Consider the following 14,893-nt stretch of genomic DNA (forward strand, 5'->3'; position numbering starts at 1 on the left):
CCCAGTTTTAATTATCTATTTTATTTTTCATTTGTAACATACATATTTTCAACATCTATATATCCATCATTTCTGAATATCATATCTTTTACACTTTTTCTTACAGCTACATTCAACATAGGATACACTAAAGTGTAATGTGGAATATCCTCTTGTAATATTTCCTGAGCTTCCTGATACATTTTTGTCCTTTCTTCTTGATCAACTGAATATCTGGCTTTGTCTAAAACTTCATCTAACTTTTCATTTTTATAGAAACTTCTGTTTCCAGATAATCCTTGTTGACTAGAATGGAACAAAGCATATAAAGCAGCATCTCCATCACTAGTAGAATTCCAAGAAAGTAAATATAACTGTTTATTAGGCTGAGCTGTTCTTGATACATATGCTCCCCATTCAAATATTTTAATTTCAGCATTGATTCCAATGGCTTTTAACTGTTCCTGCATAATTACACACATATCAGTTCTAGGTCCATCATCATTAACCCATAATTCAATATTCAATCCATCTTTATATCCAGCTTCTTCCATTAACTGCTTAGCTTTTTCAATATCTTGATCATATTGTTTAGCTGGAGTGATATGAGCAGGGCAAGCTTTTGGCAAAGCAGAATCAGCAGCTATTGCAGAACCTCTGAACACAGCTTCAGCTAAAACTTTGGTATCTACTGCATAGGCAATGGCCTGTCTTAATTTTTTATTTTGATATTCAGGAGTTGTCTGATCAAATCCTAAGTACAATGAAGATGGAGAAGCAACTTCTAAAAATTCCATATTTTTATTATTTTTAACAGCTTCTTTATCCATTATTCCAATATCGAAAGCGATATCAGCTTCACCAGTTTCCAAAGCTATCATTCTGTTACTTACTTCTGTTATAGTTCTCATAGTGATCTGTTTAACTTTTGGAGCCCCTTGGAAAGCTTCATCAAAAGCTTCAACAATTATTCTGTCTCCAGGGATCCATTCTTTAAATTTATACTGTCCAGTTCCTACTGGGTGTTGGAAGAAGTTTTCTTCTCCGACTTCCTGTACAGCTCTTTTACTTACTATACAACCTTGAGTTTGAGCCAAGTTTGTTAATAATGGACCAAAAGGTTTTTCAGTGGTAATTTTTACAGTATTTTCATCAATTACAGTAACTTCAGTTATTGGTTTAAATAAATAAGATGTTTGATTAGAAACTCTTGCTCTGTCTATAGAGAATTTTACATCTTCAGCAGTCATTGTATCTCCATTATGGAATTTCACCCCTTTTTTTAAATGGAATACAGTGTTTGTATTATCAATTGCTTCCCAGCTTTCTGCCAAACAAGGTTGAATCTTTAGGTCTTTATCCAGTGATAACAACCCATTGAATATCAAACGAATAGTTTTGTTAGATGTTGTATCAATAGTTCTTTGAGGATCAAGTGTTTTAGCATCAGCTTTTGAAGCTATTACTATATTTTCTTTGTAAGGATTAACTGCTTCAGTTTTTTTAGTTTCAGTTTTCTTATCAGTAGCAATGACATTCATTCCTGTAAAAAATATAACTGCTGCAGCAGCAACTGCTGCTCCGATTCTTTTTATCACTTTATTTTTATTTTCCATTTATACCACTCCCTGTGTTTATCATCAAAATTATTAAAGATAGAATTAGAAATATTTCTTCCAGCATTTAGTAATAGTGATGAACAGAGTAGTGTAGAGTAGTTAGTTTTAAAGTTTTTCATTTTTATTCCCCCTAGTGTTATTTTTTAATAATTTGTATAAAAAAAAGCAGCCAGTTAGGCTGCTTTAATAACTAAAACGACATTTTATATTCCCATTCTTAAAATGAACCCAATACAGAGTCTCATAAAGAATTTAAAAATATTTACAAATGGAACTAATATATAACTTATTATAATCCAAGTTTAAATAGAAGAGTTATATATTTTAGATTCCTTAAAAAGTCGAATAATGTTTAAATTGACCTTAACATAATTATTGGCATATGAAATTTTATTAGAACTGAGTATGAGCACTATTATACATATGACAAATATTATTATGTTAAATAAAAACATATTCTGACCTCCCCTTGATTTATTTGTTGTTCAGAGTATAAACCTAAATTAAAAAAAATGCAAGAAAAATTTTTAAAAATTACAAAAAAATAATACTTAATTACCAAAAAATAAGTTGTCTACCTTTTGAGAATTAGGCTTTCCAAGAAGAGAACCTCCAATAAAAATTATTACAGAAAAAATTATTACAGGAACAATCTGATGCATTCCAATAAATTTTATGTCCATAACAACCATATACAAATAAGATATAACACTGAATATCATTGAAACAGCTGCTCCAGTAGCATTAGCTTTTTTCCAGTACAGACCAAAAAGTATAGGACAGAAAAAAGCAGCTTCCTGACCAGCTAATGCAAAAAGATTTATCCACACTAGAAGCTGTGGAGGGTTTAAAGCCAAAATGAAAACTATTATTCCAAGTATAAGAGAAGTTCCCAAAGAAAGTTTTTTAATTTTTGATTCACTGGGATTCTTTTCTATGTAGTTTATATATAAATCTTTGACAATAGCAGCAGATGACATTATGAGCAAAGAATCTACAGAGGACATAATGGCAGCAAGGGGTCCAGCAATAAAAATACCAGCAAGTATAGGATGCATATTTTTTATTGCAAGAATAGGAATTATTTTATCTCCAACATCAACTCCAGGTTCTACAGCTATTCCCATAACTCCAACCAGATGCATTCCAAGCATTAGAAGTCCTACAAATGAAGTTCCTATTATCATAGCTCTGTGCATAGCTCTGCTGTCTTTAAATCCCATACATCGCACTTCAGTGACAGGAAGCCCCAGTACTCCTATTCCAACCAGCATCCAGAATGATAATATAAAGGGTTTTGATACAGCTCCACCTCCATCAGGAGTCAGGAGAGAAGGATTAGTTTCAAGAACTTTACTCATGATATTTTCCATACCTCCGCCTTTATTCAAAATTATTAGAAATAATAGTCCAGTAGCAAGAAGCATGACTATTCCTTGTATAGCATCAGTGATAGTTACAGCTCTGAATCCTCCAAAAGTTGTATAGATAATAACTACAGCAGAGAATATAATCAATCCTAAAGTATAGGAGTATCCTGTGACACTTTCAAATAATCTGGCTCCTCCTACAAATTGGGCAACAATAGTTCCAATAAAAAATATAAGCATCATTAGGGATGAAAGTATAATGACAAGATTACTTTCATATCTTGCTCTTAAAAAGTCTGTAATAGTAACACCATTTATTTTTCTTGATATGATAGCAAGCTTTTTTCCTAAAACTCCAAGAGTAAGAAAAGCAGTAGGAACTTGAATACATGCAAGAAATACCCAGCTGAGTCCAAGTTTATATGCTATTCCAGGACCTCCTATAAAAGAACTGGCTCCAACATAAGAACTAATAAGAGTCATAGCAAGGACAAGTCCTCCCATACTTCTGCTTCCAATAAAATATTCTTCAATAAATTTTCCATTTTCATTTTTGTATTTTCCCATTTTCCATGCAATAAAAAGAACAATTAAAATATATACTATAATAGGAATTATTATCATTATTCTTCCTCCTGTTCTAAGTCAATATCTTTAAAAAAGAATTTTACTGCTAGAAAAACAAGTATATTAATTAGAAAAAGCCCAACAACACATGAATAAAAAAACCATCTTGGTAATCCAAAAATAAATTTGTATTCTGAAGGAGAAACATTTTCATCAATATATCCCCAAAAATACCACCATAAAAAATATATTAAATAAAGAATAATGGTAATAATGACTTCTTTGTTTATTTGTTTTCTTACATCCATTTTTCACCTCTTATTGAAATTTATTTACTATACAAGAGGATAATATATTAAAATACAGAAAAAATCAATATTTTTTACAAGAAATTAACAGAAAAATATTTATATAAATTTTTTAATACCCTCATAGATTATAAAAAAGGTTGATTCCAAAGCTTAAATATAATTTTAATAATTTTTTAATAAAATAGAATTAAAGAGATATCTCTATTTTTAAATTTTTAAAATTAAATTGTACTTTCAAATCAACCAGTTAACATTTTATATTTTATACAAAGTTTCTGTCATAAAGAAGAGCTGCATTCAAAACTACAAGCACAGAACCAACATTATGCACAAGAGCTCCTGTTATAGGATTTAACAAACCAAGAACTGATAAAATGATTGCAATAAGGTTTATGGTCATAGAAGCTGTGATATTAAACTTTATAGTCTTTATAGTAGCTGAAGATAATTTTTTCAAATAGGGGATTTTTTCTATATTATCTCCCATAAGAGCTATATCAGAAGCTTCAATTGCAATGTCAGTACCCATACTTGCCATAGCTACTCCCACATCAGCAGTTTTTAAGGCAGGAGCATCATTTACCCCATCTCCTATCATACAGACTTTATCCCCATATTTTTCCAGTTTTTTTATATATGTAACTTTTTCAGCTGGAAGCAGTTCTGAATAAACATTTTCAATTCCTATTTCTTCAGCAAAGTAATCTGCTGTTTGTTTATGGTCTCCTGTGAGCAAGACTACTTTTGTCCCCATATTTTTTAGTTTTTTTACTATTTCTTTAGCAGTTGGGCGAATAGTATCTGATAAAGCTATTATACCTGTATATTTTTTGTTTTTTCCTATTAATATGGATATTTTTCCTTGTTTACGAAGCTTTTCCAGATTCTTTTCAATATCTTCATCTAAAAATATTCCCTGTTCTTGAAGAAACTTGCTGTTTCCACAATATATTTCATCATTTTCAATTTTTGTTATAATTCCTTTTCCAGATATCATTTTAAAATCTTCAACTTCTAAAAATTGAATATTTTCTTTTTTTCCATATTCTACAATAGCTTTTCCTAATGGATGTTCAGATCTTTTTTCAGAAGAACATACCAGTTTCAGCAATTCTTTTTCAGTTACTGAAGAAACTGAAATAATATCACTGACTTTTAACTTTCCAAATGTTAAAGTTCCTGTTTTATCAAAGGCAACACAGTTAACTTTTCCCATTTTTTCTAAAGCTTCTCCAGATTTTATTAAAACTCCATGTTTAGCAGCCTGTCCAACAGCTGCCATAATAGAAGTAGGAGTAGCAAGAGCCAGTGCACAGGGACAGAATACAACCAAAACAGTTACAGCTCTGATAATATCAGATGTAAGGAAATAAGCAAAAACAGCTATAATTAAAGCTGCAGGAACAAGCCAGCCAGCCCATTTATCAACTATTCTCTGCATAGGAGCCTTATTTTCTTCTGCCTCTTTTACCATTCTTATAAGTTTTTGAAGCGAAGAATCTTCTCCCACTTTAGTAGTTATGATATCAATAGAGCCATCACAGTTTAAAGTACCACAAAATACTTCGTCATCAATAGTTTTATCAACAGGGAATGACTCACCTGTCATTATAGACTGATCAACAGAGGAATTCCCAAAAATTATTTTTCCATCCACTGGAATCATTTCTCCAGGAAGAACTCTTAAAATATTATCTTTATATATTTCATCAATTGGAACAATACTTTCTACTAATTTTTCATTTTCTTTTATTATTTTACGCCCTTGCTGAGGTGATAATTTAATAAGCTGGCTGATACCTTTTTTTGCTCTGTTTACAGTAATATCTTCTAATATTTCACCTATTGCCATAATAAATGCTATCTCTCCAGCAGCAAATATTTCACCTATTGTGATAGAAGCTATTATTGCAATAGAAACTAATAATTCAGATGATATAGTTTTTTCACAAAAAAGATCTGTTGCTGCTCCATATAAGATTGGAATTCCAGATATTATAATTGGAACCCATGCTGGATTTATGGTAAGGTCTATTCCCATAAGCATACAAACAAGACTTATACCTAAAAATATTCCACCTATGATTGTCATAGGAATACTGCTTAAAATTTCTTCTACTTTTTCCAAAGTACTTCCCCCTCTGCTTTTTATAAATTAAATTAAAAAAAATTGGCTATAACTATAACTATTCCTATTAAACACATGCTTCCATAAACTTTTCTACTGTTTTCATCATTTTTTTCTTTAATAAAGAAATAGATACCAGCAAATAAAAGACAGAAACCAGCTAAAATCATAAAAATATTAAAATGCATAGATATCTCCTTAAACAAAGTTTAATACCCATACGGGTATAATTATACCTATAGGGGTATATGAAGTCAAGAAAAAAATGAAAAATTTTAAAAATTGAATTTAATATTTTCTTATCTTTCCTTTATATTTAATAGCTAGAATAAAAATATAATAAATTATTAGGTATATAGACGAAAAAAAGCTTGATTTTTTATTAAAAATATATTAATATCTTATTGAGATTAAGTATCAATAAGGAGATACAGGATGAAAAGGAATACACCACAGAAAAGAGCTATATTTGAAGTAATACAGAAATTAGACAACCATCCTACAGCAGCAATATTGATGGAAGAATTGGAAAAAAGTGGATATAAAGTGAGCAGAGCCACAGTTTTCAGAGTGTTAAATGAAGCAGAAAAAGAAGGAATAATTACTAAAATAAGCTCCCCTGATGGAGAAGATAGGTATGACCCTCATACAGAAAAACACTACCATTTAAGATGTAAAATATGTGGAAAAATAGTTGACAGTACCTATCCTTATCATGAAATAATGAATCATGAAGAAGAAGATGGATTTTTAATAGAAAGTCATAATTTAGAATTTGTAGGAATATGTAAGGAGTGTAAGAAAAAAACATAAGGAAAAAATGTTTCTTGGGAAGAAATGTCATGAGTAAACACTTGTCAATGGATATCAGAGTTCCTATTGAACTTGATAATCCATCAATTATGCGTTTTGAAGAAAAATGCATTAAATGTGGTATGTGTAAAGAAATATGTAGGGATTACATAGGAGTACATGGAACTTATAGTTTGAGAGATACAAATGATAGAGCTGTTTGTATTAACTGTGGTCAATGTGCTAATGTTTGTCCTGCAAGCAGTATTACTGAAAAATACGAATATCAGCAGATTGCTGAAGAGGTAAAAAGTGGTGATAAAGTAGTTGTCTTTTCAACTTCTCCCTCAGTAAGAGTAGCATTAGGTGAAGAGTTTGGAATGGAAAAAGGAAGTCTGGTAGAAGGAAAAATGGTATCTTTGTTGAGAGCATTAGGAGGAAACTATATTCTTGATACTAACTTTGCTGCTGATCTTACTATAGTGGAAGAAGCTAGTGAACTTATACAGAGAATAACTACTAAAAATAAACCTCTGCCACAGTTTACAAGTTGCTGTCCAGCATGGGTAAAATATGCAGAGATATATCATCCAGAAATACTGCCTAATCTATCTACAGCTAAGAGTCCTATTGGTATGCAAGGGCCAACTATAAAAACTTACTTTGCTGAAAAAATGGATATAAATCCAGAAAAAATTATAAATGTAGCAGTGACACCATGTACAGCTAAAAAATTTGAAATACACAGAGATGAAATGAAAGATGCTGGAAAAAAACTTGACATAGAAGATATGCGTGATATGGACTATGTAATTACTACCAGAGAATTGGCTCTTTGGGCAAAAGAGGCAGAAATAAATTTTCAAGCTTTGGAGGAATCATCATTTGATAGACTGATGGGAGAATCAACTGGAGCAGGGATTATATTTGGAAACACAGGTGGAGTAATGGAAGCAGCTCTTCGTACAGTTTATGAGTATATAACACATGAGAAAGCCCCTGCCAGTTTATTTGAATTAAAAGAAATTCGTGGAATAGAAGGAATAAAAGAAGCAGAAGTAAAAATTAGAGATATTGCTGTTAATGTTGCTGTGATATATGGAACAGAGAATGCAGGAAAAATTATAGAAAAAGTAAAAAATGGTGAAAAAGAATATCACTTTATAGAAGTTATGACATGTCCAGGAGGATGTATTGGAGGAGGAGGTCAGCCTAAAGATCTCGATAAAGAAAGAGATGAAATAAATCAAAAAAGGATAGACAGCCTATACCAGAAAGATAGACTTACACCTATAAGGACTAGTCATGAAAATAGTGAGATAATAGCATTATATAAAGAATTTTATGGTCATCCATTGAGTGAATTAGCAGAAAAAATGTTACACACTCAATATTATGATAGAAGTAACGAATTAGGAAAAGGAGAGGATAATATGAAAAAATTTAGATGTACAATATGTGGATATATTCATGAAGGGGAAACTGCACCAGAAAAATGTCCAGTATGTAAACAAGGAGTGGACAAGTTTGTTTTAGTAGAGGAGAAAGTATCAGGAAATAAATATGCAGGAACTAAAACTGAAAAAAATCTAATGGAAGCTTTTTCTGGAGAATCACAAGCTAGAAATAAATACAAATATTTTTCACAGGTAGCTCAAAGAGAAGGATTTGAACAAATAGCTGCTATATTTATGGAAACTTCTGAACAGGAAAGTCAACATGCTAAAATGTGGTATGAAGAATTTCATGGACTTGGAAATACAGCTGAAAATCTGAAAACTGCTGCTGAAGGAGAAAACGGTGAGTGGACAGATATGTATGCTCGTATGGCTAAAGAAGCAAGAGAAGAAGGATTTGAAGAACTAGCTGTTAAATTTGAAAATGTAGCTAAAGTAGAAAAAGAACATGAAGAAAGATATTTGAAACTTCTTGCTAATGTTGAAAAAAATCTTGTATTTAAAAATAATGGAGAAACTAAATGGATGTGCAGACAATGCGGACATGTACATTATGGTGCTGAAGCTCCTGAAAGTTGTCCTACTTGCGGATATGCTAAAGCTTACTTTGAAAGAAAAACTGAAAATTATTAATATATAAAAACATAAAAAGATTATTCACAGTAAAAGAAAAACAGTCATTAAATTTTTTAATGACTGCTTTTTTGTTAATTACATTCTAGAAAATTGTTCAATAGCCTTAGTAAAGTTTTCAATAGTTTTTTCAGAATCACCATGCTCTATACCTTCACGAACACAGTGATTCAAATGCCCTTCAAGTATGACTTGTCCAACTTTATGCAGAGCACTCTTAGTAGCATTAACTTGAATAAGAACATCTTCACACGGAATGTCCTCATCAATCATTTTATCTATGGCATTTAATTGTCCAATAATTTTTTTTATTCTCACATGGAGAGTTTTAGAATCCATACATTTTTTCATTTAACACCATCCTTTATACTGATAGGGGTATCTGTATTTTAATATAGGATATCTACTCTGTCAAAAACATAAAGATAATCATTAGATTTTATACAGAACCTATTTTTTCTTAAGCTTTTTTCTTGTACTTAAAGATCCCATCATATTTTTTACTTTTTCTTTTTCCATAAATTTATACCCATGTAAGATTTTATTTTGAGTATTGATTATTTCTTTTTTCAATTTGAAATAGTTTTCTAATCTTTCTTGTGAAAGTTCTCCAGTCTCAATAGCTTTGATGACAGCACAATGAGGTTCAGAAGTATGAGTACAATCAGCAAATTTGCATTGCAGGGCAAATTCTTCAATATCTTTAAATGCAGTATCAGTATCTCCATTCCATATTTGAAGCTCTCTCATACCAGGAGTATCAATTATGAAACCATTTTCAACTTTAAATATCTCTCTGCTTGTAGTAGTATGTCTTCCCTTAGAGTCAGATTTTCTAATATCGAAAGTTTTAATGGTATCTCCCCCAATAAGTTTGTTGATGAGGGTTGATTTTCCAACTCCAGAAGAGCCTATTAAAGCAACTGTAGAACCATCTTTCAAATAATCTTTTAGTTCCTCAATACCTTTATCCTCATAAGATGAAACTATGTGAATAGGAACACCAAAAGCAATAGATTCCAGTTCAGATATTTTTTCAGAAATATTATCTTCCAAGTCAGCTTTAGTTAAAATAAAAGCTGGAGCAGCACCAGAATCATATACTAAAGTAAGATATCTTTCCAGTCTTTTTATATTAAAATCATTATTTAGAGAAGTAACTATAAAAATATAGTCAACATTACTGACTATAACCTGTTCTCTCATATCTTTTCCAGCAGCTTTTCTGGATAGTTTCGTTTTTCTGGGAAGTATATCAATTATTTGCTTTTCTTCACTGACAGCAACATAATCTCCAACTACTGGAAATAATTTTTCCAGTATCATTTTTCCTGTTATAACAGAATTGATTTCTTCAATTCCATTTGAAATTTTGTATATATTTTTTCCTACAGATATAACTCTATAATTATTCATTTTTTCTCCTTTGCCATTATTTAAATTTGAATTTTTATTTTCAAATCCTATAATAGAAAGAGTTCTTAGAGCACCTTCCTATTATAGGAAGAATACACTATCCATTTTTTTCATAAAACTACACCTCCATAAAATATATTTTATTATATCATAAAAAAAATCAAATTAAGTAAATTTTATTTTAGAAGATTTGTATAAAATAAATAACATGAATAAGTAGTAGATTTTTTTATGATATGTTAGAATGCCAAGTAAGAAGCTGTATTTTATAAGAAATTATGGATATAAAAGAAGTATTTGTTTTAGAAAATTATCTTAATATGGGAAAAAGACATTATCTAACTGAGATGTTTTAATGTGGTTGAAAATAAATGATAAAGTCATAGAAATAAAAATAAATATGTAGTAAGATAAGGGTATGGCAGGATAGTAATATTTCATTCAGGGGGAAAAATGAAAAAAGAAATTATGAGATTCACAAAATTATTTATTGGATTGTTTGCTTGTGCATTAGGGTGTATGATAATTTTAAAGGCAAATCTTGGATTATCTCCATGGGATGTTCTTCATCAAGGATTATCTAAAACTCTGGGGATAACAATAGGACAGGCAAGTATAGGATTAGGACTGATGATAGTTGTACTGGATATATTTTTAGGACAGCCAATAGGATTGGGAACAGTATTGAACTTTATGTCCATAGGGGTTTTTATGGATTTAATACTATATTTAAATTTTATTCCAATTGCAGAATCTCTGCCTTTAAAAATAGCTATGCTGCTGATAGGGATTTTAATTTACAGTTATGGTATTTTTCTATATATGGTACAGGGAATGGGATGTGGTCCAAGAGATGGGTTTATGCAGATACTTACTAAAAGAACAAAATACTCAGTGGGGCTTATAAAAAATGTAATAGAAATAATTGCCTTTTCTTTAGGATGGCTGCTGGGTGGAGAACTTGGACTGGGAACAATAATTACAGCTCTGTCTATGGGAATTATTTTAGAAGTGATGTTTAAGTATTATAATGTAGATGTGAAAGAACTTCAGCATAGAAATATCAAGGAAGAAATAAAGCATTTAAGTAAAATTGGAAAAATAAAATAAACAAAAAATTAAATATGAAGAGAAATCTAGAATTATCTTCCATTTCAGAAATTAAATTTCAGGAAATAACTCAATATAAAATAGAGTTGCACAATAAGTTCTGGAGAGAGGTTATGAAAAAAATACTGTATTGTATATTTTTACCATTTTATTTTATCTATCTTTTTATATTAGGAATTGCAGAAACTATAAAAGAAGATGAAGATAATGAAGAATTTTAAAAGTAAAATTGAAACTACTTTCAAATTATGAAGGTAGTTTTTTTATTTTCAAGAAAAATACTTGTTTTTAAAATACAGTTATTATTAAAATAATTTTTTTATATTTTTTAAGATACTAATTTTTTGATTTGTTATTTTGGCTGTTATTAATTTCTAACCACTCCACCAAAAACCATTAATGGCAAAACCGTTGATGGTTTTTTGGAGAAATCAGAATATATTCTTTATAAGAAGACAATAAGAGAATAGAAGATAATAAATAATACACATAGAGGGAAGAAAATTTATAAATAAAAATATAAAGGACTCACTGATGAAATAAAAAGAATGAAAGAAAGAATCCAAATAAAAATTTCTATTGAAATAATACAAAGATAAAAAATAAAGAGTACTTTAAAATCAACTAAAATTGTTGCAGTTCTCAGTTGTAGATAAAGGCGAACTCTCCCAACTTCTTATATTGACGATTATAACCTTTAAGACTGAAAAAGTCAAGATATAATATTTGTGTGTAAAAAAAATATTTAAAAATTGACATCTTAAAAATAGAGTTCTTTATTCCTATAAATGTTCGCTTTTATCTACATAAGAGAACGCTTGTTATTTTTATAGTACTTGAGAATATTATAGATTTAAATCGCAGAAATAAAAAATCTTAAATATTAAAGGGGAGGAAAGTATGATAGAAAAAATAATGAAATCACTAAAAAGAGGGAATAAAAAAAGAAGTTTAAACATAACAATAGGAGCAGTAGTAGGATTCTTGTTGTCATGTACTGGAGTAATGGGAGCTGATAATTATTTATGGATAAAAAATGATGGAACAGGAATAAAATTCAGTACTGACAGCAGTAAATTCGACGAAAGCAATCCATATATTGAAAACACTTGGAATGTAGGTACTAAAACTTATATAAATAATATAACCTTATCTGGAGCAAATAATTATTCTGCTGTAGGAGGTTATGGATTAAAATTAGAAAGAAATCTTGGAAAATTAAATTTAATAAATAATGGAAATATAACTGGTATTGGTGTTGGTTATGGTTATGGAATACGTTTAGATAGTTTAACAATAGAGGGAGATATAACTAATAGTGGAAGTATAAGTGCTGCTAGTAATAGTGGTTCTGGCTATGGAATATATTTAGATAATAGCTCATCAATAGAGAAAGCTATAACCAATAGTGGAATCATAGCTGGTACTGGTCATGTTAGTGGTTATGGAATATTTTTAGCTAATAAATTATCAATAGACAATAGTGGAAGTATAAGTGGTACTGATACTAGTGTTGCTAGTAGGAGTGGTCATGGTTATGGAATATATTTAGATAAGAGTTCATCAACAGAGGTAGATATAATCAATAGTGGAAGAATAACTGGTACTGATAATACTGCTGCTTTTGTTAGTACTGGTGTTTTTGGTTATGGAATATATTTAGATAAGAGTTCATCAATAAAGGGAGATATAACTAATAGTGGAAGTATAAGTGGTACTGGTAGTAAGTATCAGGGTTATGGAATACGTTTAACTGGCACATCAGGAGAGATAGATATAACCAATAGTGGAAGAATAACTGCTACTGGTTACTATGCTGGTTATGGAATATTAAATGATGACTCAAGGTTAATAGTAAATATAAATAATTCAGGGATTATAACTGGAGCTGATAATGCCTTATATCTAAAAGGAAATGAGGAAGTAAGTAACTATGGAATACTTGTGGCAAAAATAGGCACATCAGTTACAGAAGGAACAGGAAAAGTAAAAAATAATTATGGACTATATATTACTAGGGATTCAAAACTAACTATTGGTTCCAAGCAGCCTACTGATAGTTTTGGTAAACCTACTGATTCAATAACAATGGGTGTTGATGAAGATGGAGATAAAATAAAAAGATATATAACTATAAAAAATGCTGCTATAAAAGCTGGTTCCTCAGATAAAGAAACAGATAGTTTCACATTTTCTAGCAATCCTGTAGAATTTAATAATTCTATACTAAATGGAAAAAATAATACCTTGAGTGTTTCAGATTCAAATGAGATAAAAGGTTCTGTAATAAATGCCTTTGGAACAGCAATAACATTTGATAATACAACTGGAGGAAAACTCACACTGTCAGGAACAGTAGTAAATGGTGGAAAAGATGGAAACAAGACTACAGCAGAAAGCAGTACTATAACAGGAAGTGGTAATGGAGATACACTGATACTTCAATCTGGAGAAATTGAGTATGAAGTTGATAAAGATACAAAAAAAACAGGAACTCAAAATACTATAATCAATGGAAATATAGATATGGGAGCTGGAAATGATACTCTTACTATTGCCAGTGGAACAATAATTAATGGAACTACAAGCATGGGAGGAGGAGACGACATTCTTACAGTAGGAAAGGGAGCAATAATTAATGGAGCTATAGGCATGGGAGGAGGAGACGATATCTTTACAATAGAAACAGGAGGCATAATCAATGGAACCCTTGATGGAGGAGCAGATAATGATACTCTTAATTTTAATTCAGCACTGACAAGAACCTCAAGTAATAATGAAATAAATATACTTCATAATATTTCTGGTTTTGAAAATATGAATATAAATACAAATATCACTCTATTTGAAACAACTATTGGAAGTGATGGGAAGCCAACAGCTTTAAAAGTAACAGGAGCAGACAGTATAACAATAGGGGCAGGTGGAGTGCTTACATTAAGAATAGATGCAACTAAGACAGATAATTCAAGTGGAGCAGATAAGATTACAGGTCATGCACTTTATGGAAATGAAGGAATGATATCTTCAACAGGAGGAAAACTATTACTTGCTCTTAATGGTGCAGGAATAGATGAGATAATAAGTTTTGGAGAAACTGAATTAGATAACAGTTTAATTACAGAACATGAGGGATTACCTCAGAGAGATGTAACTCTTGGTACTACATCATTATTTCATTCTGTTGAAAGAATAGGTATAAATGAAGTAAAGGTTGCTGCCAGATGGGAGATTCCTGAAATACTTAAATATGAGCAGCTTAATAAGATATATCATGGAATACTTTCATCAAATGAATTAGGTAACTTCAACGTGGATGATAATGAAAAATTGTCATTATTCTTAGGATATCTAAATGACACCTATGCTGGGAATCCATATTCATATTCAAGTGAATTATCAAGAAAATCAGTGGGAATGTTTAGAGATATAGTTACAGAAAATATTTTCAGACCTGAAACAAATAAGTGGATGATATATGGAGGACTTACACATATAGATGGAGGAACTA

At 30.3% G+C, this 14,893-nt stretch carries 12 protein-coding genes and 1 pseudogene; 5 read left to right on the plus strand and 8 right to left on the minus strand.

The window, feature by feature from the left end:
* Positions 1-20: 20 nt before the first annotated feature.
* The 6 genes from E6771_RS11905 to E6771_RS11930 form a co-directional block, all read right to left on the minus strand.
* Positions 21-1,595, minus strand: coding sequence for an ABC transporter substrate-binding protein (locus tag E6771_RS11905; protein ID WP_316091541.1), 1,575 nt, complete (start codon positions 1,593-1,595; stop codon positions 21-23).
* Positions 1,574-1,717, minus strand: a complete 144-nt coding sequence (locus E6771_RS11910) for a hypothetical protein (RefSeq protein ID WP_167537219.1) — start codon at positions 1,715-1,717, stop codon at positions 1,574-1,576. The genes E6771_RS11905 and E6771_RS11910 overlap by 22 nt, the downstream gene beginning before the upstream one ends.
* A gap of 432 nt (positions 1,718-2,149) precedes the next feature.
* Positions 2,150-3,592, minus strand: coding sequence for a sodium/pantothenate symporter (gene panF / locus E6771_RS11915; RefSeq protein WP_316091543.1), 1,443 nt, complete (start codon positions 3,590-3,592; stop codon positions 2,150-2,152).
* Positions 3,592-3,843 (minus strand): YhdT family protein, encoded by a 252-nt coding sequence (locus tag E6771_RS11920; protein ID WP_316091544.1) that lies wholly within the window; start codon positions 3,841-3,843, stop codon positions 3,592-3,594. Before E6771_RS11920 ends, panF begins: the two co-directional genes overlap by 1 nt.
* Positions 3,844-4,108: 265 nt before the next feature.
* Complete coding sequence (locus E6771_RS11925) at positions 4,109-5,974, minus strand: cation-translocating P-type ATPase (protein ID WP_316091545.1); 1,866 nt, start codon at positions 5,972-5,974, stop codon at positions 4,109-4,111.
* Positions 5,975-6,006: 32 nt separating this feature from the next.
* Positions 6,007-6,162: a hypothetical protein gene (locus E6771_RS11930; RefSeq protein WP_316091546.1), complete on the minus strand. Its 156-nt coding sequence runs from the start codon at positions 6,160-6,162 to the stop codon at positions 6,007-6,009.
* A gap of 247 nt (positions 6,163-6,409) precedes the next feature.
* Between E6771_RS11930 and E6771_RS11935 the strand changes: the two genes are divergently transcribed.
* The 3 genes and pseudogenes from E6771_RS11935 (at position 6,410) to rbr (ending at position 8,856) form a co-directional block, all read left to right on the plus strand.
* Positions 6,410-6,787 carry a transcriptional repressor gene (locus tag E6771_RS11935; RefSeq protein ID WP_316091547.1) on the plus strand — a complete coding sequence of 126 codons (378 nt, stop codon included), beginning with the start codon at positions 6,410-6,412 and terminating at the stop codon, positions 6,785-6,787.
* A gap of 89 nt (positions 6,788-6,876) precedes the next feature.
* Positions 6,877-8,283 (plus strand): annotated as a pseudogene (locus tag E6771_RS11940) ([FeFe] hydrogenase, group A); the annotation flags it as partial.
* Positions 8,284-8,856 carry a rubrerythrin gene (gene rbr, locus E6771_RS11945; protein WP_410054674.1) on the plus strand — a complete coding sequence of 191 codons (573 nt, stop codon included), beginning with the start codon at positions 8,284-8,286 and terminating at the stop codon, positions 8,854-8,856.
* A gap of 78 nt (positions 8,857-8,934) precedes the next feature.
* On the opposite strand, the gene E6771_RS11950 is transcribed toward rbr, so the two are convergent.
* Both E6771_RS11950 and rsgA read right to left on the minus strand, forming a co-directional pair.
* Positions 8,935-9,207: a metal-sensing transcriptional repressor gene (locus E6771_RS11950; RefSeq protein ID WP_316091548.1), complete on the minus strand. Its 273-nt coding sequence runs from the start codon at positions 9,205-9,207 to the stop codon at positions 8,935-8,937.
* A 99-nt stretch (positions 9,208-9,306) separates the two neighbouring features.
* The gene (gene rsgA, locus E6771_RS11955) at positions 9,307-10,272 is read right to left on the minus strand and encodes a ribosome small subunit-dependent GTPase A (protein WP_316091549.1); all 966 of its coding nucleotides are present in this window, start codon (positions 10,270-10,272) and stop codon (positions 9,307-9,309) included.
* 453 nt (positions 10,273-10,725) lie between these two features.
* Here rsgA and E6771_RS11960 point away from each other — a divergent pair, with 453 nt between their 5' ends.
* Both E6771_RS11960 and E6771_RS11965 read left to right on the plus strand, forming a co-directional pair.
* Positions 10,726-11,382: a hypothetical protein gene (locus tag E6771_RS11960; protein WP_316091550.1), complete on the plus strand. Its 657-nt coding sequence runs from the start codon at positions 10,726-10,728 to the stop codon at positions 11,380-11,382.
* Between the two features lie 900 nt (positions 11,383-12,282).
* Positions 12,283-14,893: autotransporter domain-containing protein (locus E6771_RS11965; protein ID WP_316091551.1), on the plus strand; the 2,611-nt coding region annotated here is incomplete at its 3' end.

The organism is Fusobacterium sp. (genome assembly GCF_032477075.1).
Lineage (GTDB): Bacteria > Fusobacteriota > Fusobacteriia > Fusobacteriales > Fusobacteriaceae > Fusobacterium_A.